The organism is Streptomyces sp. NPDC091387 (assembly GCF_044756945.1).
GTDB lineage: Bacteria > Actinomycetota > Actinomycetes > Streptomycetales > Streptomycetaceae > Streptomyces.
On sequence record NZ_JBIVTZ010000002.1, the window covers coordinates 586749 to 611581 of the forward strand.

The 24833-nt window shown below is 73.3% G+C and carries 6 protein-coding genes; all 6 read left to right on the plus strand.

What is annotated here, in order from left to right; genetic code table 11:
* Positions 1 to 80: 80 nt before the first annotated feature.
* Entirely contained in the window at positions 81 to 1616 is a 1536-nt protein-coding gene (locus tag ACIQM0_RS06870) for an AMP-binding protein (RefSeq protein WP_401284130.1), read from the plus strand.
* Complete coding sequence (locus ACIQM0_RS06875; protein WP_401284132.1) at positions 1613 to 2872, plus strand: type III PLP-dependent enzyme; 1260 nt, start codon at positions 1613 to 1615, stop codon at positions 2870 to 2872. The genes ACIQM0_RS06870 and ACIQM0_RS06875 overlap by 4 nt, the downstream gene beginning before the upstream one ends.
* A complete protein-coding gene (locus ACIQM0_RS06880) occupies positions 2869 to 3366 on the plus strand; it encodes a cobalamin B12-binding domain-containing protein (protein WP_401284134.1) in 498 nt (165 codons plus the stop codon). The genes ACIQM0_RS06875 and ACIQM0_RS06880 overlap by 4 nt, the downstream gene beginning before the upstream one ends.
* Complete coding sequence (locus ACIQM0_RS06885) at positions 3363 to 4733, plus strand: methylaspartate mutase (RefSeq protein ID WP_401284136.1); 1371 nt, start codon at positions 3363 to 3365, stop codon at positions 4731 to 4733. Before ACIQM0_RS06880 ends, ACIQM0_RS06885 begins: the two co-directional genes overlap by 4 nt.
* Before the next feature lie 134 nt (positions 4734 to 4867).
* A complete protein-coding gene (locus tag ACIQM0_RS06890; RefSeq protein WP_401284138.1) occupies positions 4868 to 21196 on the plus strand; it encodes an SDR family NAD(P)-dependent oxidoreductase in 16329 nt (5442 codons plus the stop codon).
* 7 nt (positions 21197 to 21203) lie between these two features.
* On the plus strand, positions 21204 to 24833 hold a 3630-nt coding region (locus ACIQM0_RS06895; RefSeq protein WP_401284140.1), incomplete at its 3' end, for a type I polyketide synthase.

Sequence of the window (24833 nt, forward strand, 5' to 3'; positions counted from 1 at the left end):
CACATCCCCGAAGAGCCCGGCCCCGTCGCGCGACGACGCCGGCCCGCTCGCCACCCACACCCGAAAGCGACGTTGGAACCGTGGAGAATCCGAACACCACTTACGCGCCGACGGCGCACGGGAACGGCGGGACGGTCCATTCCCTCCTCGACGACGCGACCGCCGACACCCCCGACGGACGGTGTCTGCACGACTCCGCCGGCGAGGTGACGTACCGGCGGATGGCCGAACTCAGCCACGGCTTCGCCGCCTGGCTCACCGAGCAGGGCGCGGCCCGCGGGGACCGGCTGCTGGTCCAGCTGCCCAGCCGGCGGGAACTGGTGGCCATGGTCTACGGGGCCTCGCGCCTCGGAGTGATCCTGGTGCCGCTCAACCCCGCGATGAAGGAGTACCACCTCCGGTCCGTCATCGAGGACGCCGAACCCGCCCTGATCATCGGCGACGGACCCACCACCGAGGTGCTCGGCCGGGCCGCCGGCCTCCCCGTGCACGACCTCGCGGCGATCTGGCCCCACGTCGAGGAGGCCGCCGGCCGCCCGGCGCCGCCGCCCCTCGACATCGCCGTCGACGAGACCGCGTTCCTCGTCTACACCTCCGGCTCCACCGCCGCGCCCAAGGCGGTCGTCTGCCCGCACGCGCAGGTCACCTTCGCCTCCCGCGCCATCCAGGAAGTGCTGGGATACCGGCCGGACGACGTCGTCTTCTGCCGCTTCCCGATCTCCTGGGACTACGGTCTGTACAAGGTGCTGCTCGCCTGCCTGGGACGCTCCCGGCTGGTCCTGGACGGCGGCGAGTCCGACCTCGTCCTGCTGCGGCGGATGCGGGAGACCGGCGCGACCGTGGTGCCCATCGTCCCCTCGCTGGCCACGATGATCGGCACCCTCGCCCGGCGCGACACCCAGGACCCGCCCCCGGTAAGGATGTTCACCAACACCGGCGCCGCGCTGCCCGCCCACGCGGTCACCGCCCTGCGCGAGGCGTTCCCCGGCGTGCGGGTGGTCCGCCAGTTCGGCCAGACCGAGTGCAAGCGCGTCTCCATCATGCCGCCGGACCAGGAACACGAACGCCCCCAGTCGGTGGGCCTGCCCCTGCCCGGCACCACCGTCCTCATCCTCGACGCGGAGGGCCGGCCCCTCCCGGCCGGCGAGACCGGCGAGATCGTCGCCGTCGGCCCGCACGTCATGCCCGGCTACTGGCGCCGCCCCGAACTCTCCGCGCGCACCTTCCGCCGCGACCCCGACACCGGGGCGCTGCGGCTGCACACCGGCGACTACGGCCGGCTCGACGAGGACGGCTACCTCTACTTCGAGGGCCGTCGCGACGACATGTTCAAGCGCAAGGGCATCCGGATGAGCACGGTGGAGATCGAGGCCGCCGCCATGGACATCCCCGGTGTGCGGACCGCCACGGCGCTGCCGCCCACAGACACCCGGGACCTGGTCGTTTTCGCCGAGACGGAACTGCCGCCGCACACCGTTCTGAAGGAACTCGCCGAGCGACTGGAGCCGGCCAAGGTGCCCGCCCTGTGCCGGGTCCTGGACGAACTGCCGCTGAGCCTGCACGGGAAGAACGCCCGGCAGCTGCTGACCGAGATGATCGACGGGGAAGGGCGATGAGCCGCTACCAGGCACTGGCCGAACGCTTCGGCACACCGCTGTACGTGTACGACCTCGACGAGATCGAGGCGGCCCGGCAGCAGCTGTCCGACGCGCTGCCGGAGGAGTTCACCCTCTTCTACGCCCTCAAGGCCAACCCCCACCCGGGGCTGGTCCGGGCCCTGCGCGAGGGCGAGGGCCGCCACTGCCGGCCCGAGATCAGCTCCACCGGCGAGCTGGAGTCCGCCCTCGCCGCCGGCTTCCGCGGCGAGGACTGCCTCTACACCGGCCCCGGCAAGACCGCGGGGGAACTGGAAGAGGCGATCCGCCTGGGCGTCCGCGTCTTCTCCACCGACTCGGTCTCCGACGTCCGCCACGTCGCGGACGCCGCCCTGGCGAACGGCGTGACCGCCGACTGCCTGCTGCGCGTCAACAGCGCCACCGCCAGCGCCACCAGCAGCATCCGGATGACCGGCACCCCCTCGCAGTTCGGCTTCGACAGCGAGACCCTGGCCGACGTCGTCCCCGAACTGCGGACCGTCGCGGGCGTCCGCATCACCGGGATGCACTTCTTCCCGCTGAGCAACGCCAAGGACGAGGAGAGCCTCGTCGGCGAGTTCCGCCACACCATCGAACTCGCAGCCCGCCTCCAGCAGGAACTGGACCTCCCCCTGCGCTTCCTCGACATCGGCGGCGGCTTCACCGTGCCGTACGCCGTGCCCGGCAGCCGGGGGACGTACCCCAAGCTGCGCGGCGAACTCGCGGCCGCGCTGGACACCCACTTCCCGCGCTGGCGGACCGAGGGCCCCGAGATCGCCTGCGAGTCGGGCCGCTACCTCGTCGGCGCGAGCGGCACGCTGGTCGCCTCGGTCAGCAACGTCAAGGTCAGCCGCGGCCGCAAGTTCGTCATCCTCGACGCGGGCATCAACACCTTCGGCGGCATGTCGGGCCTGGGCCGGCTGCTGCCCGTGGCCGTCGGGACCGAATCCGGGGAGTGCGTCGAATCCGCCAGCCTGGTGGGCCCGTTGTGCACGCCCGGCGACATCCTCGGCCGCGAGATCGACCTGCCCGCGCTCGCCCCCGGCGACCTGGTGACGATCCCCAACGCCGGGGCGTACGGGCCGACCGCCAGCCTCCTGATGTTCCTGGGCCGCCCGGCCCCCACCGAGGTGGTCGTACGGGGTGACACGGTGCTGTCCGTCTCCCGCATCGAGCACAGCCGCTCCTACGCGACCGTGGACGAACCGTCCGCGGGCAGGGCGGGAGAGACCGCATGAGCGCCCTCACCCACGGCGCCACCAACGCCGTGAGCGCGGCGGGCGGCCGGCGCGGCACCGTGATCGTCACCACCGTGGCCTCCGACTCCCACACCTGGAACCTCGTCTTCCTCCAGCTGCTCATCGAGGAGCTGGGATACGAGGTGATCAACCTGGGACCGTGCGTCCCGGACCAGGTCCTCGTCGACGCCTGCCGGGAGACCGCCCCCGACCTGGTGGTGATCAGCAGCGTCAACGGACACGGCCACCAGGACGGCCTGCGCGTCATCGACGCCCTGCGCACCCGCGGTGAACTGGCCTCGACCCCGGTGGTCATCGGCGGCAAGCTCGGCGTCGCCGGGCAGCAGAGCGACGCGGCGATCGGCGAGCTGATCTCCGCCGGTTTCGACGCCGTCTTCGACGACGCCTCCACCACCACCAGGGACTTCAGCCGGTTCGTCGGCGCCCTGACCACCGCCCCCCGCGCCCTGGAACGCACCGAGGTCGTGGCGTGAGACCGGGCGCGCGCCCGCTCCGGCGGACGTCAGAGGGGGCGCGCCCGGTGGACTTCGGAGCCTTCGTCCGGGCCAGGAGCCGTGCCGGCGACCTGGTGGTGCAGCCCCGGATGGGGTTCAGCGACCCCGCCACCATGCGTGCCGGACTGGCCGCGACCCGCGCCGCCGACGCCGCGACGGTCGGCACCATCACCCTCGACAGCTACACCCGGGTCGGCGAACTGGCTTCTGTGGAGAGCGCGTTGCGGGCCGGGGCCGACCTCAACGGCTACCCCATCGTCAGCTACGACCCGGCCGTGACCGGCCAGGTTCTCGCGGACATCAGGGACGAGGCGTTCCCGGTCCAGGTCCGGCACGGATCGGCCGTCCCCGAGGACATCTTCGCCGCGCTGCGCCGGACCCTGATCAACGCCACGGAGGGCGGCCCCGTCTCCTACTGCCTTCCCTACGGACGGACTCCACTGGACGAGTCCGTACGGAACTGGGTCCGCTGCACCGAGGATTTCGCGCAACTGCGGGAATCGGGTGTGGAACCGCATCTGGAGACGTTCGGCGGCTGCATGCTCGGGCAATTGTGCCCACCCAGCCAGCTGGTGGCGATCAGCGTGCTCGAAGCGCTTTTCTTCTGCGCGCACGGAATACGCAGTGTGTCGCTCAGCTATGCCCAGCAGACCCACCCGGGGCAGGACCGGGAAGCGGTCGCGGCTCTGCGGCGGCTCTGCGCCGAATTGCTCCCGACGCCCAACTGGCACGTGGTCATCTACGCCTACATGGGCGTGTACCCGACCACGGACGAAGGCGCCTATCTGCTGCTCGACCAGGCGACCCGCCTCGCCGTCGACTCGGGCTCGGAGCGGCTCATCGTGAAGACGGTGGCGGAGTCCCGCCGGATCCCGACCGTCGCGGAGAACGTCGCCGCACTGGAGTCCGCGGCCCGCACCGCCAGGGCGGCGCCGCCCGGCGGCCCGGCCCCCGCGGAGGCCGACTCGCAGACATACCTGGAGGCCAGGGCCCTGATCGAGGGGGTACTCGAACTGGCCCCTGACATCGGCCACGCACTCGTCCTCGCCTTCCGGCAGGGCGCTCTGGACATCCCGTACTGCCTGCACCCGGACAATCACGGCCGGGCCCGCAGCTACATCGACGGCGACGGCCGGCTGCGGTGGGCCGGCATCGGGCGGCTGCCCCTGGCCGGGCTCGTCGGCCGGGCGCGCGGCCGGGAGGTCACCTCGGCGGGACTGATCGCCGACCTCTCCTACGTACAGAAGTCGTTCGACCGGACCGCGATGGAGTCCGGTGACTTCCGGAACCGCGAAGGCGCGGACATCGCACCGGCCGGACACCGTTCGCTCTCCCGCGGCGAATAGCGGGCGAGATCTCAGGTCTTAGGGGGGCTCTAGGGGCTGCGTGCGGCCTTTCGCCTTCCATAGCGTGACCCGCAAGTGGTGCGGTTCCCTGGTGAATTCCGTCCGGCGACGGGCGACAATTGTGTGGAGTGCAGATGACTGAGTCGGAAAACTTCGTCTCTGGCACCGACGGTGTGCCGGACGGGGGCACGGTGCAGCAGTCCGCACTCGTGCGTGAGCTGGAATCCCTCCCCACCTCGGAGCAGACCAGGGTGCTGCTCGACCTGGTGCGGGAGTGCACCGAGGCCGTACTGCGGCAGACCCGGCCGGACGCCGCGCGGACCGTGGACCCGGCCCGCGCCTTCCGCGAGCTGGGGCTCGACTCCGTGGCGCTGGTGGCGCTGCACGCCCGGCTCGCCGCGGCCACCGGTCTCGCACTGCCCCCTACCGTCGCCTTCGACCACCCCTCACCGGCCGCGCTCGCCGCACATCTGCGCACCGAGGCCCTGGGCCTGCCCGACCTGCCCGACCCGGTCGTCGCGCCCGGCATCGCCACCGACGACCCGATCGCCGTCGTCGGCATCGGCTGCCGCTACCCCGGTGACGTGTCGTCCCCCGAGGACCTGTGGCAGCTCGTCGCCAAAGGCACCCACATCCGTGACGACTTCCCCACCGACCGCGGCTGGGACCTGGACCGGCTCTTCGACGACGACCCCACGACCCCCGGCACCACCTACGCCCGGCACGGCGGATTCCTGTCCGGCGCGGCCGAGTTCGACGCGGACTTCTTCTCCATCAGCCCCCGTGAAGCCCTCGCGATGGACCCGCAGCAGCGCCTCGTGCTGGAGACCGTGTGGGAGGCCGTGGAGCGGGCCGGGATCGACGCGCGGACCCTGCGCTCCAGCCGGACCGGCGTCTTCGTCGCCGCAGAGCCGCAGGAGTACGCGATGCGCCTGCACGAGGCGCCGGACGGCCTGGACGGATACCTGCTCAGCGGCAACGCCCCCAGCGTGGTCTCCGGCCGGGTCGCCTACACGCTCGGCCTGGAAGGACCCGCGCTGACCGTCGACACCGCCTGCTCGGGCTCGCTCGTCGGCCTCCACCTCGCCGCCCAGTCGCTGCGGCGCGGCGAGTGCACCCTCGCGCTGGCGGGCGGCGTCGCCGTCATGGGCAGCCCCGGTGTGTTCACCGCGTTCAGCCGGCAGCGCGGACTCGCCGCCGACGGCACGGTCAAGGCGTTCGCCGCCGCCGCGGACGGCACGGCGTTCGCCGAGGGCGCCGGTGTGTTCGTCCTGGAACGCCTCTCCGACGCACGCGCCAACAACCACCCGGTCCTCGCCGTCCTGCGCGGTACGGCCATCAACCAGGACGGCGCGTCCAACGGCCTGACCGCGCCCAGCGGCCGCGCCCAGCGCCAGGTCATCCGCCAGGCACTCGCGGACGCCGGACTCACCGCGGGCGACGTCGACGCCGTCGAGGCGCACGGCACCGGCACCACCCTCGGCGACCCCATCGAGGCGCAGGCACTGCTCGCCACCTACGGGCAGGAACGCACCGCGGGGCCCGCCTGGCTCGGCTCGGTGAAGTCCAACATCGGACACACCCAGGCCGCCGCCGGCTCGGCCGGCCTGATCAAGATGATCATGGCGATGCGTCATGGTGTGCTGCCCGCGACCCTGCACGTGGACGCCCCCTCGCCCAACGTCGACTGGTCGGCGGGGGAGGTCCGGCTGCTGACCGAACCCGTGCCGTGGGCGCCCGGCGACCGCCCCCGCAGGGCCGCCGTCTCCTCCTTCGGCGTCAGCGGCACCAACGCCCACATCGTCATCGAGGAGCCGCCGGCCGAGACCGCGCGGAGCGCCGCCGCCGAGGGCGACGGCACCGCCGCCGCCGACGGACGCCCCCTGCCCGCGACGCTCTCCGCCCGCACCGGGGCCGCCCTGCGCGACCAGGCCCGACGCCTGCTGGCACACGTCGAGGACACCCCCGACGCCCGCCCCCTCGACCTCGCCCACTCCCTGGCGACCACCCGGGCCGCGCTGCCGCACCGGGCCGTGGTGCTCGCCGGTGACCGCGCGGGCCTCCTCGACGGGCTGCGCGCCCTGGCCGACGGCCGTGACGCACCCGGCGTCCTCACCTCCGTCACCGGCGGCGGCACCGCGTTCCTCTTCACCGGTCAGGGCAGCCAGCGTCTCGCCATGGGACGCCTGCTGTACGACGCCCACCCGGCCTACGCCAAGGCCCTCGACAACGCCATCGGCTACCTCGACCTCCAGCTCGACCGCTCCCTGTGGGACGTCCTGTTCGCCGACGAGGACACCCCGGAAGCGGCCCTCCTGGACCGCACCGAGTACGCGCAGGCGGCCCTCTTCGCCGTCGAGGTCGCCCTGTTCAGGCTCCTGGAGTCCTGGGGCGTCCGTCCCGACTACGTGGCCGGGCACTCCATCGGCGAGCTGACCGCCGCCCACGTCGCCGGTGTGCTCACCCTCGACGACGCCGCCACCCTCGTCGCGGCGCGCGGCCGGCTGATGCAGGCCCTGCCCGAGGGCGGCGCCATGATCGCCGTGGAGGCCGCGGAGGAGACGGTGGAGCCGCTCCTCGCACACTGCCGCGACACGGTCAGCATCGCCGCCGTCAACGGCCCCCGCTCCGTCGTCCTGTCCGGGGACGAGGCGACGGTCACCGACGTCGCCGCCCGGCTGGAGGCCGCCGGCCACCGCACCAAGCGGCTCCGGGTCAGCCACGCGTTCCACTCACCGCTGATGGCCCCCATGCTCGACGACTTCCGGCAGATCGCCCGGATCCTCAGCTACGCCGCACCGAAGCTCCCCGTCGTCTCCGCCCTCACCGGCCGGCTCGCCACCGCCGCGGAACTCACCGACCCCGAGTACTGGGTGCGGCACATCTGCGCCCCCGTACGCTTCCACGACACCGTCGCCTCCCTCACCGACCGGGGCGTCGCCACCTTCCTCGAACTCGGACCCGACCCGGTGCTCTGCGCCATGGGCCGCGAGAGCGCCGACCCGGCAGCGGTGTTCGCCCCGCTCCTGCGGCGCGGGCACGACGAGCCGTACCAGCTGCTGAGCGCCCTGGCCGTCGCCCACACCCGCGGCACCCCCGTCGACTGGCACGCCTTCTTCGCCGGCGCCGGTGCCCACCGCGTCGAGCTGCCCACGTACGCCTTCCAGCGCGAACGGTTCTGGCTCAGCGCCCCCGACGCCGCCCAGGACGCGACGGCGCTCGGCCAGATGGCCGCCGGCCACCCCCTGCTGGGCGCGGTGGTCGGCCTCGCGGACACCGGGGGCGCCGTCCTCACCGGACGGGTCTCGCTGCGCTCGCACCCCTGGCTCGCCGACCACGTGATCGACGGCCATGTCCTGCTGCCCGGCACCGCGTTCGTCGACCTCGCGGTCCGGGCCGGCGAACAGACCGGCTGCGAACGCCTCGACGAACTGGTCATGGCGGCCCCGCTGATCCTGCCCGGCACCGGCGGCGTCGCCCTCCAGATCGTCGTCGACGCCCCGGACGCCACCGGCCGCCGCCCCGTCGCCTTCTACTCACGCGACGAGGACGCCCCCGCCGACGCCCCGTGGACGCGGCACGCCACCGGACGCCTGGCCCCCCGCGGTCAGACCGGACCGGGGAGCGCGGACTTCGCGTCCGGCACCTGGCCGCCACCCGGCGCCGAACCCCTCGACATCACCGGCCTCTACGGAGACCTGGCCACCCAGGGCTACGGATACGGCCCCGCCTTCCACGGCCTGCGAGCCGTCTGGAAGGCCGCCGGGGGCGAGGTGTTCGCCGAGGTACGGCTGCCGGAGACAGCCGGCGACCCGGCCTCCGCCTACGGACTCCACCCCGCACTGCTCGACGCCGTCCTGCACGCCACCGACTTCGCCACGCAGGACGGCACCGACAGCCAGGACGGCCGCATCCTGCTGCCCTTCGCCTGGACCGGCGTCACCCTCCACGCGTCCGGCGCGACCACCCTGCGGGTACGCGTCACCGCCACCGGCACCGACGAGGTCGCCCTCGAACTGGCCGACGCCACCGGGGCCCCGGTCGCCTCCGTCGACTCCTTCCTCGTCCGCCCCCTCACGGCCGGCGGACTGGCCGCCACCGCGCACCCCGACGCGCTCCACCACGTCCGGTGGGCCCCCCTGCCCGACCTCGCCCCCACCGCGTCGGCCCCGGCCCCCGGCGCCGTCCACCACTGCCCCGCCCCGACCGGACCCGACGTCGCCGCCGACGTCCGCACCGTCCTCGGCACCACGCTCACCGCCGTACGGGACTGGCTCGCCGACGAACGCTCCGCCACCGCACGGCTGACCGTGCTCACCCGGGGCGCGGTCGCCGCCACCCCCGGCGAACAGGCCGCACTCGCCCAGGCACCCGTCTGGGGCCTGGTGCGCTCGGCCCAGGCAGAACACCCCGGCCGCTTCCTCCTGCTCGACAGCGACGGCTCACTCGGCACCGACGAACTGCTCCGCCTCACCGCCGACACCGACGAACCCGAGATCGCCCTGCGCGACGGCCGGCTGCACGTCCCCCGGCTGACCCGCACCACCCAGGCACCGAACCCCGACACCGCCCCCTGGCGCACCGAAGGCACCGTCCTGATCACCGGCGGAACCGGCGGCGTCGGCGCCACGCTCGCCCGCCACCTGGTCACCGCACACGGCGTACGCGGACTGCTGCTCACCGGCCGCCGGGGCGCGGCCGCCCCCGGCGCCGAGGAGCTGCGCTCCGAGCTGACCGCACTCGGCGCCGAGGTCACGATCACCGCCTGCGACGCCGCCGACCGCGACGCGCTGGCCGAGGCACTGGCCGCCGTACCGGAGCGGCTGCCGCTCAGCGCGGTCGTGCACGCGGCCGGGGTGCTCGACGACGCACTGGTGGACTCCCTCGACGACACCCGCCTGGACACCGTTCTGCGGCCCAAGGCCGACGGAGCCTGGAACCTCCACGAGCTCACGCGCGACAGCGACCTCTCCGCGTTCGTGCTGTTCTCCTCCACCGCCACCCTCCTGGACGGTGCGGGACAGGGCAACTACGCCGCCGCCAACGTCTTCCTCGACGCCCTGGCCACCCACCGCGCCGCCCTCGGCCTCCCCGCGACGTCACTGGCGTGGGGGCTGTGGACCGGCACCGGCGGCATGGGCGGCACCCTCGACGAGGCCGCCCTGCGGCGCATCGAACGCCTCGGCCTCCAGCCGCTGTCCGTCGCGGAGAACCTCGCCCTCCTGGACCGCGCGATCAGCACGCAGGCGCACCCGGCCGTCGTCCCCGTACGGCTGAACCTGCGCACGCTCAACGCCCGCGCCGACGAGGCCCCCGCCCTCCTGCGGGCCCTGGTCCGTCCGCCGCGCCGCGCCGTGGGCGGCGGCGGGATCAGCGTCGAGCAGTCGCTCGCGCGCAGCCTGAGCGGCCTGACCCGCTCGGAGCGGGGCGAGGCCCTCCTCGACCTGGTCCGGGCCCAGGTGGCCGCCGTCCTCGGCCACGACGGACCCGAACGCGTCGTCACCACAAGGGCGTTCAACGAGATGGGCTTCGACTCCCTCGCGGCCGTCGAACTCCGCAACCGGCTCGGCTCCGCCACCGGACTGCCGCTCACCGCCACCCTCGTCTTCGACTACCCCTCGCCCGCCGCCCTCGCCGACCACCTGGCCTCCCGGCTCGGCGGCGACGCGGAACAGCGGACCGGCCGGCACACCCCGGCCACCACCGCCTCCGCCTCCGACGACGACCCCATCGCCATCGTCTCCATGGCCTGCCGCTACCCCGGCGGCGTGACCTCGCCCGAGGAGCTGTGGCAGCTCGTCGAGGAAGGACGCGACGTCGTCTCGGCGTTCCCCACCGACCGCGGCTGGGCCACCGACATCCACGACACCGAGCCCGGCACTCCGGGCAAGAGCCTCACCGACCAGGGCGGATTCCTCCACGAGGCGGCCGACTTCGACGCCGCGTTCTTCGGGATCAGCCCCCGCGAGGCCCAGGCCATGGACCCCCAGCAGCGACTCCTGCTGGAGATCGCCTGGGAGACCGTGGAGCGCGCCGGCATCGACCCGCACGCCCTGCGCGGCAGCGACACCGGTGTCTTCGCCGGTGTGATGTACCACGACTGGGGGCTGCGCCTCGGCCCGCTCCCCGAGCACGTGGCCGGCTACCACGGCAACGGCAGCCTCGCCAGCGTGGTGTCCGGCCGGGTCGCCTACACCCTCGGCATCGAAGGCCCCGCCGTCACCGTCGACACCGCCTGCTCCTCCTCCCTGGTCGCCCTGCACTGGGCAGCCCAGGCCCTGCGCCGGGGCGACTGCGCCCTCGCCCTCGCGGGCGGCGTCACCGTCATGTCCACCCCCGACACCTTCGTCGACATGAGCCGGCAGCGCGGCCTGGCCGCCGACGGCCGGTGCAAGTCCTTCGGCAGCGGTGCGGACGGCACCGGCTGGGGCGAGGGCGTCGGCATGCTCCTGCTGGAGCGGCTCTCCGACGCCGAACGCAACGGCCACCGTGTGCTCGGCATCGTCCGGGGCTCCGCCGTCAACTCCGACGGCGCCTCCAACGGCCTCACCGCACCCAACGGACCGGCACAACAGCGGGTCATCCGACGCGCGCTGGACGTCGCCGGCCTCACCCCCGCCGACGTCGACGCCGTCGAGGGCCACGGCACCGGCACCGTCCTGGGCGACCCGATCGAGGCCCAGGCACTGCTGGAGACCTACGGCCAGGAGCGCCCGGCGGACGGCAGCCCGCTGCTGCTCGGCTCCATCAAGTCCAACATGGGCCACACCCAGGCGGCGGCCGGAGTGGCGGGCATCATCAAGATGGTGCAGGCGATGCGCCACGGCACCCTGCCCGCGACCCTGCACGCGGACGAGCCCTCACCCCAGGTGGACTGGGACTCCGGCGCCGTCGCACTGCTGACCGGCCCCACCGCCTGGCCCGCCCACGGCCGTCCGCGCCGCGCCGGGGTGTCGTCGTTCGGCATCAGCGGCACCAACGCCCACGTGATCATCGAGGAGCCGCCCGCCACCGCACCGCAGGACGCGCCCGAACCGTCCGGCTCCACGTCCGCCCCGGTCGCCTGGCCGGTCTCGGCGAGGACCCCGGAGGCGCTGAGCGCCCAGGCGACACGCCTGCTCAGCCACCTCGCGACCGTCCCCGACGACGCACTCGCCGCGACGGGCCACGCCCTCGCGACGACCCGCGCCGCCCTGGACCACCGAGCCGTAGCCCTCGGCGCCGACCGCACGGAACTCACCGCGGCCCTGCAGGCGTTGGCCTCCGGCACGGGACCGGTACGGGACACGGTCAGCGAGGGCAAGGTCGCCTTCCTGTTCACGGGCCAGGGTGCGCAGCGGCTCGGTATGGGCCGGGAGCTGTATGAGGCGTTCCCGGTGTTCGCGGAGGCGTTCGACGCGGTGCTGGTCGAGCTGGATGCTCGGTTGGGCCGCTCGTTGCGTGAGGTGGTGTGGGGTGAAGACGCCGGTCTGTTGAACGGGACGATGTTCGCCCAGGCGGGTCTGTTCGCGGTCGAGACGGCCCTGTTCCGGCTGGTGGAGTCCTGGGGCATGCGTCCGGACTTCCTGGTCGGCCACTCGGTCGGTGAGATCGCTGCCGCACACGTCTCGGGAGCGTTGTCGCTGGCGGATGCGGCTGAACTCGTGGTGGCGCGCGGACGGTTGATGCAGGCGCTCCCTTCCGGTGGTTCGATGGTGGCGGTGGAGGCGACGGAGGCCGAGGTGCTTCCGCTGCTGAACGCAGAGGTGGGGATCGCGGCCGTCAACGGGCCCGACTCCGTGGTCGTTTCGGGTACGGAGGCGGCGGTTCGCGGACTGGTCGCCACGTTCGAGGAGCAGGGCCGCAGGACGAGTGTGCTGCGCGTCTCTCACGCCTTCCATTCGCCGCTGATGGAGCCGATGCTGGCGGAGTTCGGCGCGGTGGTGGCCGGACTGTCGTTCGGCGCCGCGTCGATCCCCGTCGTGTCGGGCGTGTCCGGGGATCTGGCCGAGGACTGGGGTGCGGCGGAGTACTGGGTGCGGCATGTGCGGGAGGCGGTCCGGTTCGCGGACGCGGTCCGGTTCCTGGAGGACCGCGGCGTCACCTCGTACGTCGAGATCGGCCCCGACGCCGTGCTCAGCGGCATGGGCCAGAACTGCGTCCAGGACCCCGAGGGGGCGGCGTTCGTCCCGTCGCTGCGCCGGAACCGGCCCGAGGCCCGCGAACTCCTGGCCGCCGTCGGCCGTGCCCACACCCGCGGCGTCACCGTCGACTGGGACGCCCTCTTCGGCCTCCGCGGCATCGGACAGGGCCCGGACCTGCCCACCTACGCCTTCCAGCACGAGCGCTACTGGCTCGACCTGGCGACCGCCCCCGGCGATCTGGACGCTGTCGGCCTCGAAGCGGTCACCCACCCCCTGCTGAGCGCCGCCGTGGCGACGCCCGACGACGGCGGGGTCGTCCTCACCGGACGGCTCGCCACCGCCACCCAGCCCTGGCTCGCGGACCACGGCGTGCTGGGCAGCGTGCTGCTGCCGGGCACCGGATTCGTCGAACTCGCGGTCCGGGCGGGCGACCACGTCGGCTGCGGCCGGATCGAGGAACTCCTCCTCGAAGCACCCCTGACCCTGCCCGCCAGGGGAGGCGTCGCCCTGCGCGTCGTCGTCGGAACACCGGACGCGTCCGGCGCCTGCACGGTCAGCATCCACTCGCGCGGCTCCACCGAGCCCGACGCCCCGTGGACCAGGCACGCCCACGGCACCCTGACCCGCGAGGCACCCGCCCCCGCCTTCGACCTGGTCCAGTGGCCGCCGGCCGGCGCCACCCCCGTCGACGTCGAGTCCGCCTACGAGCGGCTGCGTGAGCGCGGATACGCCTACGGCCCCGCCTTCCAGGGGCTGCGCGCGGCCTGGCGGCGCGGCGACGACGTGTTCGCCGAGGTCGCCCTCGACGGTCCCGCCCGCGCGGAGGCGGCCGCCTACGGACTGCACCCCGCGCTCCTCGACGCGGCCATGCACGCCGATCTGCTGACGGACCCGGCCGCCGACGCGGCCACCCTGCTGCCCTTCTCGTGGAACGGCGTCACCCTGCACGCCGCCGGAACCCCGGCGCTGCGCGTCCACATCCAGCGGCTGCGCGGCGACGAGGTCTCCGCCATCATGGTCGCCGACGAGAGCGGCGCACCGGTCGCCACCGTGGAGTCGCTCGTCTCCCGGCCGGTCTCGCCGGAGCAGATCGCGGCGGCCTCCGGCGCACCGTCCGCCTCCCTCCACCGGATCGGCTGGCAGCGGACGGAACCGGTCACCACGACGGCCGACGCCACCCCCGCGTACACCGTTCTGCACTGCCCGGCACCGCCCGAGGGCGGGTACGTCCCCGACGCCGTGCGCGACCTCACCCACTACGTGCTCGACGCGGTACGCGACCGGCTCGCGGACCCCGAGGCGGCCGACCGCCCCCTCGTCGTGGTCACCCGGCGCGCCGTACCCGTACGGCCCGGCGAGGACGTGGACCCGGCGCAGGCCCCCGTATGGGGCCTGGTGCGTGCCGCACAGGCCGAGAACCCGGGCAGGTTCCACCTGCTCGACGTGGACGGCGCGTCCGAGCCCACCGACGCCGAGATCTCCGCCGCCATCGCATCTGCCGAACCCGAAGCCGCGCTGCGCGAGCACGAGTTGTGGGTGCCGCGGCTCGGCCGGGCCACCGCACCCGAGCCCGCCCGGCCCGCCCCCTGGGACACCGGGGGCACGGTGCTGATCACCGGAGGAACCAGCGGCCTCGGCGCACTCGTCGCCCGTCACCTCGTCACCGAACACGGGGTGCGCCACCTCCTGCTGGCCGGCCGGCGCGGCACGGACGCACCCGGTGCACAGGCACTCGCCGCCGAACTCACCGGCCTCGGCGCCCACGTCGTGATCGCCGCCTGCGATGTGGCCGACCGCGAGGCACTGGCCGCGCTGCTCGCCGGCATCGACGCCGAACGCCCGCTGCGCGCCGTCGTGCACGCGGCGGCGGTCGCCGACGGCGGACTGGTCGGCAGCCTCACGCACGAGCGGTTCGACGCCGTCCTGCGCCCCAAGGCCGACGGCGCCTGGAACCTGCACGAACTGACCAAGGACACCGACCTCACCGCGTTCGTCATGTTCTCCTCCGCGGGCGGCCTCGTCCTCGCCGCGGGCCAGGCCGACTACGCGGCGGCCAACGTCTTCCTGGACGCGCTCGCCACCCACCGCGCGGCGGCCGGGCTGCCCGCGACCTCGATCGCGTTCGGCATGTGGGAGGTCAGCACCGGCCTCGGCGGCGACCTCACCGAAGCCGACCTGGACCGGATGCGGCGCCTCGGCCTGCCCGCCCTCCCCGCCGACCGGGGCCTCGCACTCCTCGACGCCGCCGTCGTCGCCGGCGACACCGTCGTCGTCCCCCTCACCATCGACCCGGTGGCGCTCGCCGCCCGCAGCGACGAACTGCCCGCACTGCTCCGCGGCCGGGTCCGTACCCCCGCGCGCCGCACCGTCCGGGCGGCCGCCACCGGCTCCGCACTGGAACGCAGGCTGTCCGGTACGACCCCCGACGAGCGGGCCCGCATCCTGCTCGACACCGTCCGCACCCAGGTCGCCGCCGTCCTCGGCCAGCCGACCCCCGAGGCGGTCGGACCCGACACCGCCTTCCGCGACCAGGGATTCGACTCCCTCGCCGCCGTGGAACTGCGCAACCTGCTGGTCGGCTCCACCGGACTGCGACTGCCCGCGACACTGGTCTTCGACTACCCCAACTCCCGTGCCGTGGCCGGACATCTCGACACCCTGCTCGCCGGCACGACCACCACCGCGCCCGCCGCCGCCCCGCTCGCGGCCGTCGACGACGACCCGATCGCGGTGGTCGCCATCAGCTGCCGCTTCCCCGGAGGCGTCCGCTCGCCCGAGGACCTGTGGGACCTCGTCGCGGACGGCGTCGACGCCATCGGCGACTTCCCCGCCGACCGCGGCTGGGACGCCGACGCCCTCTACGACCCCGAGCCCGGACTCCCCGGCCGCACCTACGTCCGCGAGGGCGGATTCCTCTACGACGCGGCCGAGTTCGACCCCGGGTTCTTCGGCATCATGCCGCGCGAGGCCCTCGCGATGGACCCGCAGCAACGCCTGCTGCTCCAGTCCGCGTGGGAGACCTTCGAGCGCGCCGGAATCGACCCGGAGACGCTGCGCGGCAGCCAGACCGGTGTGTACGCCGGGGTGATGTACCACGAGTACGGCAGCCGGGTCACCGACGTCCCCGACGACCTGGCCGGCTACCTCGGCAACGGCAGCGCGGGCAGCATCGCCTCCGGCCGCGTCGCCTACGCGCTGGGCCTCGAAGGCCCCGCCGTCACCGTCGACACCGCCTGCTCCTCCTCCCTGGTCAGCCTCCACATGGCCTGCCAGGCGCTGCGCACCGGCGAGATCGACCTCGCCCTGGCGGGCGGTGTCACCGTCATGCCGACCCCGGAGATCTTCGTCGACTTCAGCCGGCAGCGCGGTCTCGCCTCCGACGGCCGCTCCAAGGCGTTCGCGGGTGCAGCCGACGGCACGAGCTGGGCCGAGGGCGTCGGCCTCCTCCTGGTCGAGCGCCTCTCCGACGCCCGCCGCAACGGACACCCCGTCCTCGCGGTCGTCCGGGGCAGCGCCATCAACCAGGACGGCGCCTCCAACGGCCTGACCGCCCCCAACGGCCCCTCCCAGCAGCGCGTCATCCGCAAGGCCCTGTCGGCCGCCGGGCTCGCCCCCGCCGAGGTGGACGCGGTGGAAGGGCACGGCACCGGCACCCGGCTGGGTGACCCGATCGAGGCACAGGCACTCCTCGCCACGTACGGCCAGGACCGCCCCGCCGAGCGCCCGCTGTGGCTCGGCTCGGTCAAGTCCAACATCGGGCACGCCCAGGCCGCCGCCGGCGTCAGCGGAGTCATCAAGATGGTGATGGCCCTGCGCAACGGCCTGCTGCCCCGGACCCTGCACGTCGACGAGCCGTCACCGCAGGTGGACTGGGAGGCCGGCGGCGTACGCCTGCTGACCGAGCCTGTCACCTGGGCGGCGGGGGACCGGCCCCGGCGGGCCGGGGTCTCCTCCTTCGGACTCAGCGGCACCAACGCCCACGTCATCATCGAGGAAGCGCCCCGGGACGGCGCCGCTCCCGCCGAACCCCAGCCCCTCGTATCGCTTCCCGCCGAACTGCTTCCGCCGTCCGCCGTACCGCTGCCCGTCGTACCGCTTCCGCTCTCCGCGCGGAGCGCCACGGCGCTCACCGCACAGGCCGGGCGCCTCCTCGCCCATATGGAGGCACACCCGGACGAGCTGCTGGTGGACGTCGGCCATTCGCTGGCCACGACGCGTGGCGTGCTGGACCACCGCGCGGTGGTGCTGTCCGCGGACCGTGACGCGGCGGTGCGCGCGCTGTCCGATCTGGCGGCGGGCCGGGAGAACGCGGACGTGGTCACGTCGGCCGGTTCCACGGCGGAGGGCCTGACGGCCTTCCTGTTCACGGGCCAGGGTGCGCAGCGGCTGGGGATGGGCCGCGAACTGTACGGCGCGTTCCCGGTGTTCGCGGAGGCCTTCGACGCGGTGGTGGCGGAGCTGGACGCCCGGCTGGGGCGTTCGCTGCGCGAGGTGGTGTGGGGTGAGGACGCCGGTCTGCTGAACGGGACGATGTTCGCCCAGGCCGGGCTGTTCGCCGTCGAGACGGCCCTGTTCCGCCTGGTGGAGTCCTGGGGCGCACGGGCCGACGTGGTGGCCGGGCACTCGATCGGTGAGATCACGGCAGCGCACGTCGCGGGCGTGCTGTCACTGCCGGACGCGGCCGAACTCGTCGTCGCACGAGGCCGGTTGATGCAGGAACTGCCGACCGGCGGAGTGATGGTGGCGGTGGCCGCGTCGGAGGACGAGGTGCTTCCGCTGCTCGGCGACGAGGTGGGACTGGCCGCCGTGAACGGCCCGTCGGCCGTGGTGATCTCCGGGGCGGAGGCGGCGACGCTCGCCGTCGCGGAGCACTTCGCCGCGTCGGGGCGCCGCACCAAGCGGCTGAGCGTGTCGCACGCCTTCCACTCGCCGCTCATGGAACCCATGCTCGACGCGTTCCGGAAGGTCGCCGAGACACTCACGTACACCGCTCCCCAGATGCGCGTCGTGTCCCACGTGACCGGAACCGAGGCGACCGCCGAGCAGCTGACCTCGCCCGCGTACTGGGTCCGCCACGTGCGCGAGGCCGTCCGGTTCGCCGACGGCATCGCCCACCTCTCCGGCCAGGGCGTCACCCGCTTCGTGGAACTCGGCCCCGACGCGGTGCTCACCGCACTCACCGAGGCCGCCGCACACCACACACCCGACACCCTCACCGTGCCCGTCCTGCGCAAGGGCCGGCCCGAGGTCGCCACCCTGCTCACCGCCCTCGCCCGGCTGCACGTCACCGGACCCGTCGTCCGCTGGGCCGACGTCCTCGAAGGCCGCGGCGGACGCACCGTCGAGCTGCCCACGTACGCCTTCGACCGGACCACGTACTGGCTCGACGCACCCGCCCCCGTCGGCGGCGACGTGACCGGCCTCGGCCAGACCGCCGCCGCGCACCCGCTGCTCAGCGCCGTGGTCGCCTCCCCGGAGGCCGGCGGCGTCGTGCTCACCGGGCGCCTCTCCGTCCGCACCCACCCCTGGCTCGCCGACCACGACGTCCTCGGGACCGTGCTGCTGCCCGGCACCGGCTACATCGAACTCGCCATCCGGGCCGGGGAGGAGGTCGGCTGCGAGGTGGTGGAGGAACTCACCATCGAGGCACTGATGCCGCTCCCGCCCCACGGCGGACTCGCCGTCCAGGTCGTCGTGGACGCACCCGACGCCGGCGGGCGCTGCTCACTCGGCGTCTACTCCCGCGCCGACGACGCCCCGGCCGGCGCACCCTGGAGCAAGCACGCCAGCGGTGTGCTCGCCCCCGGAACCGGACAGGCACCCCCCGCCGGCGCGTTCGCCCCGGCCCCGGCCGACTGGCCGCCCACGGGTGCGACCGAGGTCGACATCTCCGGTGTGTACGACTACCTCACCGGCCAGGGCTACGGCTACGGCCCCATGTTCCGGGGCCTGCGCGGCATCTGGTCCAGGGGCGCGGAGACCTTCGCGGAGGTGTCCCTGCCGGAGGACTCCCTCGACGTCGGGAAGGACTTCCGCCTCCACCCGTCCATCCTCGACGCGGCACTCAGCGCGACCGACTTCATGGACGGGCGCCGCCCCCAGGACGTCGGCGGTACCCAGCTGCCGTTCGCCTGGTCCGGTGTCACCCTGCACGCCGCCGGATCCTCCCGGCTGCGGGTCCGCATCACCGCCGTCGCATCCCACCGGTCACAGGGCTCGGACGCGGTACGCCTCGAACTCACCGACCCCGCCGGCACCCCGGTCGCCACCATCGACTCCCTCGTGGTCCGCCCCGTCACCGCCGCCAAGGTCAACGCGGCCGCCGCCGCGGGCGGCGGTGAGCACGAGGCCGTGTTCCACCTGGTCACCCAGCAACTGCCGCTCGGCGCCGCCGTCACCGCGGCCACGGACCGCTGGGCGGTGCTCGGCACCGGCCCCGAGGACGCCTCTCCTCCCGGCCCCGGCACCGGCTACCCGGACCTCGCCGCCCTCGGCGCCGCCCTGACCGGCGGCGCCCCGGTACCCGACGTCGTCGTCCTGCCCGTACCGCCCGCCCCGGAACACGACGACATCCCGGCGGCCGTCCGCTCCGTCACCGCACACCTGCTCGCCACACTGCAGTCCTGGCTCGCGGACGAGCGGTACGCGCACTCCCGCCTCATCGTGGTCACCCGCAACGCCCTTCCCGTGGAGGAGAGCGACGCCGCCGTGGACCTCGTCCAGGCACCGGTATGGGGCCTGCTGCGCTCCGCGCAGGAGGAGTACCCCGGCCGGTTCGTCCTCGTCGACTCCGACGGCACGGCCACGGCCCGCGAGACGCTGCCCGCCGTGGCCGCGTCCGGCGAACCCGAGGCGATCCTGCGCGGCGCGGAGGTACGGGTGCCCCGACTGGCCCGGATGGCAGCGGCAGCACCCACCACGCCCCTGCCCTGGGACGCCGAGGGGACCGTACTGATCACCGGCGGAACCAGCGGCCTCGGCGCCGTCGTCGCCCGCCACCTGGTCGAACAGCACGGCGTACGCCACCTCCTGCTCGCCGGACGGCGCGGCCAGGACGCACCCGGCGCCACCGCACTCCGCGACGCACTGACCGGACTCGGCGCCACCGTCACCCTCGCGGCCTGCGACGCGTCCGACCGCAAGGCCGTCGACGCACTGCTGACCGCGATCCCGGCCGCACACCCGCTGACGGCGGTCGTCCACGCGGCCGCCGTCATGGACAACGCACTGCTCGCCGCCCTCACCCCCGCCCAGGTCGACACGGTGATGCGCCCCAAGGTGGACGCGGCGTGGAACCTGCACGAGGCGACACGCGGACTCGACCTGAAGGCGTTCATCCTCTTCTCCTCCTGCGCCGGACTCGTCGTCGGCGTCGGCCAGGGCAACTACGCCGCCGCCAACCGCTTCCTGGACGCCCTCTCCGCCCACCGCCGCGCCGCCGGACTACCGGCCACGGCACTGGCGTTCGGCCTCTGGGAGACCAAGACCGGCCTCGGGGGCGGAGTCACCCACGCCGACCTGCGGCGCATGCGCACCATGGGCATGCCGGCCCTGCCGACCGCCGAGGGCCTCGCCCTGCTCGACGAGGCGCTGGAACTCGACCGGCCGGTGCTCGTACCGATCCGGGTGGAGCGCGATCAGCACGCCACCGCCGAACCGCCGCACCTGTTGAAGGACGTGCTCGGCGCGCCGGAACGGCCCGCCGCCCGCAAGGAGGTACGCGCCCCCGCCGTCACCGCGGCGGCCACCGCCCCCGCCACCGAACAGACCCTGGAACAGCGGCTGTCGGGCATGAAGGCGGCCGAACGCAAGCGCACGGTGCTGGACGTCGTGCGCGAGCAGGTCGCCGGAGTCAGCCACAGCGTCCCGGCCACCATCGACGTCTCCAAGGGCTTCACCGAGCTCGGCCTCGACTCGCTCGCCGCGATCGATCTCCGCAACCGGCTCCAGAAGGCCACCGGCCTCCGGCTCCCGGCGACACTCATGTTCGACTACCCCAGCCCGATGGTGCTGGCCGACTTCCTCCTCGACGAACTCCCCCCGGGCATCGAGGAGAACGCGCCGGACGCGTCCACCGGAACCGCGCCCGCACCCGCACAGGCCGGATCGGGGACCGCGGAGGCCGACGCCGCCATCCGGCAGACCCTCGCGGACATCCCGGTCGACGCGCTCCGGCAGGCCGGCCTGCTGGACGCGCTGCTGAAGCTCGCCCCCCGACCCACGACACCCGCACCGGCACCCGCACAGGCCGGCGAAGCGATCAGGACCATGGACGTCGACGACCTGGTGCGCGCCGCGCTCGCGTCCGCCGACCCGACCCGGAACCCGAGCGAGGGCTGAGGACATCATGGAAACATCTGTAGAGCAGCTGGTGGCCGCCCTCCGCGCGACCATGGTCGAGAACGAACGCCTCCGCTCGGCCAACGACCGCCTCACCGACGACGCCTCCGAGCCGATCGCGATTGTCGGGATGGCGTGCCGTTATCCGGGTGGGGTGGGTTCTCCGGACGAGTTGTGGGATTTGGTGGTGGAGGGCCGGGACGGTGTGTCGGGGTTTCCGGTGGATCGTGGGTGGGATGTGGAGGGGCTTTACGATCCGGAGCCGGGGAAGCCGAACCGTACGGTGACGCGTGAGGGGGGTTTCCTGTATGACGCGGCTGATTTCGATGCCGGGGTGTTCGGGATCTCTCCGCGTGAGGCGTTGGGGATGGATCCGCAGCAGCGGTTGCTGTTGGAGGCGTCCTGGGAGGCGGTGGAGAGTGCGGGGATCGATCCCCTCTCCCTGAAGGGCAGCCGGACCGGCGTCTTCGCCGGAGTCATGTACCACGACTACGGCCCCGGCACGAGCGACGGCAGCCTCGTCACCGGCCGCATCGCCTTCACCCTCGGCCTCGAAGGCCCCGCCGTCACCATCGACACCGCGTGCTCGTCATCGCTCGTCGCCCTCCACTGGGCAGGACAGGCACTGCGCCGGGGCGACTGCTCGATGGCGCTGGTGGGTGGCGTGACGGTGATGACGACGCCGGACATGTTCCTCTACTTCAGCCACCAGCGGGGCATGGCGAAGGACGGCCGCTGCAAGTCCTTCGCCGCCGACGCGGACGGCACGGGCTGCTCGGAGGGCGTCGGCGTCCTCATGGTCGAGCGCCTCTCGGACGCCCAGCGCAACGGACACCCGGTCCTCGCGGTGATCCGGGGAAGCGCCATCAACCAGGACGGCGCGTCGAGCGGGATGACCACCCCCAACGGCCCGTCCCAGCAACGGGTGATCCGCGCGGCACTGGAGAACGCCGGCCTCACGAGCACGGACGTGGACCTGGTGGAGGCGCACGGCACGGGGACCCGGCTGGGCGACCCGATCGAGGCGCAGGCGCTCCTCGCGACGTACGGGAAGGGGCGCCCGGAGGGCGATCCGCTCTGGCTGGGCTCGTTGAAGTCGAACCTGGGCCACACCCAGGCAGCCGCCGGTGTGGGCGGAGTGATCAAGGCGGTCCAGGCGATCCGGCACGGCGTGCTGCCGAAGTCCCTCCACTCGCAGACGCGTTCGCCGCACGTGGACTGGGAGTCCGGTGCGGTGGAGTTGTTGACGGAGTCGCGGGCGTGGCCGGAGCGGGATCGTCCGCGTCGGGTGGGTGTGTCGTCGTTCGGGCTGAGTGGGACGAACGCGCATGTGATCGTGGAGCAGGCTCCGGTGGTGGAGGCTCCTGCGGTGGTTTCCTCGGTCGAGGTGCCGGTGGTGCCGGTGGTGCCGGTGGTGTTGTCGGCGCGGAGCGAGGCGGGGCTGGCGGGGCAGGCCTCGAAGCTCCTGGCGCGTATGGACGCTTCTGTCTCATTGCTGGATGTGGGTTTCTCGTCGGTGGTGTCGCGTGCGGTGCTGGAGCACCGTGCGGTGGTCGCGGCATCGGACCGTGAGGAGTTGGTACGGGGTCTGACGGCTCTGGCTGACGGCGAGGTGTCGGCCTCGGTGGTGAGCGGGTCGGTGCGTCCGGCTGGTGTTACGGCTTTCCTGTTCACGGGGCAGGGATCGCAAAGGCTGGGGATGGGTCGGGAGCTGTATGAGGCGTTCCCGGTGTTCGCGGAGGCGTTCGACGCGGTGCTGGTGGAGCTGGACGCTCGGTTGGGTCGTTCGTTGCGTGAGGTGGTGTGGGGTGAGGATGCTGACCTGTTGAACGGGACGATGTTCGCCCAGGCGGGTCTGTTCGCGGTCGAGACGGCCCTGTTCCGGCTGGTGGAGTCCTGGGGCATACGTCCGGACTTCCTGGTGGGTCACTCGGTGGGGGAGATTGCGGCGGCGCACGTTTCGGGTGTGTTGTCGCTGGGTGATGCGGCTGAGCTGGTGGTGGCGCGTGGTCGGTTGATGCAGGCGTTGCCGGCTGGTGGGTCGATGGTGGCGGTGGAGGCGACGGAGGCTGAGGTGCTTCCGCTGCTCAGTGACGAGGTGGGGATCGCGGCGGTCAATGGTCCGCGGTCTGTGGTGGTTTCGGGTGTGGAGGGTGCGGTTGCTGATCTGGCGGGGAAGTTTGCTGGTCAGGGCCGTAGGACGAGTGTGCTGCGGGTGTCGCATGCGTTTCATTCGCCGTTGATGGAGCCGATGTTGGCGGAGTTCGGGGCGGTGGTGGCCGGGCTGTCGTTCGGGGCCGCGTCGATCCCGGTGGTGTCGGGTGTGTCGGGGGATCTGGGCGAGGGCTGGGGTTCGGCGGAGTACTGGGTGCGGCATGTGCGGGAGGCGGTGCGGTTCGCGGACGCGGTGTCGTTCGTCGTGTCGCGCGGTGTGACGTCCTACATCGAGCTGGGTCCGGACGGTGTGCTGAGTGGGATGGCGCAGCAGTCGGTGGATGCGGAGTCGGCGTTGTTCGTTTCGTTGGTGCGTAAGGGGCGTCCGGAGGTGGCTGCGGCTGTCGGGGCGTTGGGTCGGTTGCATGTGGCGGGTGTGTCTGTGGACTGGTTGCGGTTCTTTGAGGGTTCGGGGGCTCAGCGCATTGATCTGCCGACGTATGCGTTTCAGCGTGAGCGGTTCTGGTTGGAGTGTGTGGGGGGTGGTGATGCTGGTGGTTTGGGTCAGGTGGTGGTTGATCATCCGGTGTTGGGTGCGGCGGTGGCGTTGCCGGATTCGGGTGGTGTGGTGTTGACGGGTCGGTTGTCGGTGGAGGGGATGGGGTGGTTGTCGGATCATGTGGTGTTGGGGTCGGTGTTGTTGCCGGGGGCTGCGTTTGTGGAGTTGGTGGTGCGGGCTGCTGATGAGGTGGGTTGTGGGGTGGTGGAGGAGTTGACGTTGCGGGCGCCGTTGGTTGTTCCGGAGCGTGGTGGGGTGGCGTTGCAGGTGGTGGTGGGTGGTCCGGACGAGGTTGGGTGTCGTTCGGTGCGGGTGCATTCGCGTCGGGAGAGCGAGGGCGTGGGTGCGGGGTGGGTGTTGCACGCGGACGGTGTGCTGGGTGCGGGTGCGGGTGAGCCGGTGCCGGCCTTCGACCTCACCGAATGGCCCCCGCCGGGCGCGGTCGCTGTACGGACGGACGACGCCTACGAGCTGCTCCACCAGCAGGGGTACGTCTACGGCCCCGTCTTCCGCGGGCTCAAGGCCGTGTGGCGGCGCGGGGACGACGTCTTCGCCGAGGTCGAGCTGCCCGAGCAGGCACACGGGGACGCCGAGCGGTTCGGGCTTCACCCCGCCCTGCTCGACGCGACCATGCACGCTCTGGGAGTCGGCGAGGGAGTCACGGGCGACGAGCCGACCGAGCTCCCCTTCTCCTGGACGGACGTCTCTCTGCACGCCGCCGGTGCCCGCTCGTTGCGGGTTCGGCTCTCTCCCCAGGGCGTCAACAGCCTCTCGCTGAGCCTGGCGGACCAGAACGGCGCCCCTGTGGCCACGGTCGGCGGACTCATGTTCCGTCCGGTGTCGGTGGAGCAGTTGAGTGGTGTGGGTTCGGGTGTGGGTGGTGGGTTGCATGAGGTGGTGTGGCGGCCGTTGGTGTCGGCTGGT

What these genes read in the sequence shown, in the direction of transcription:
- ACIQM0_RS06880 (WP_401284134.1), top strand. Translation starts at nt 2,869, where the DNA reads ATGAGCGCCCTCACCCACGGCGCCACCAACGCCGTGAGCGCGGCGGGC.
- ACIQM0_RS06875 (WP_401284132.1), top strand. Translation starts at nt 1,613, where the DNA reads ATGAGCCGCTACCAGGCACTGGCCGAACGCTTCGGCACACCGCTGTAC.
- ACIQM0_RS06890 (WP_401284138.1), top strand. Translation starts at nt 4,868, where the DNA reads ATGACTGAGTCGGAAAACTTCGTCTCTGGCACCGACGGTGTGCCGGAC.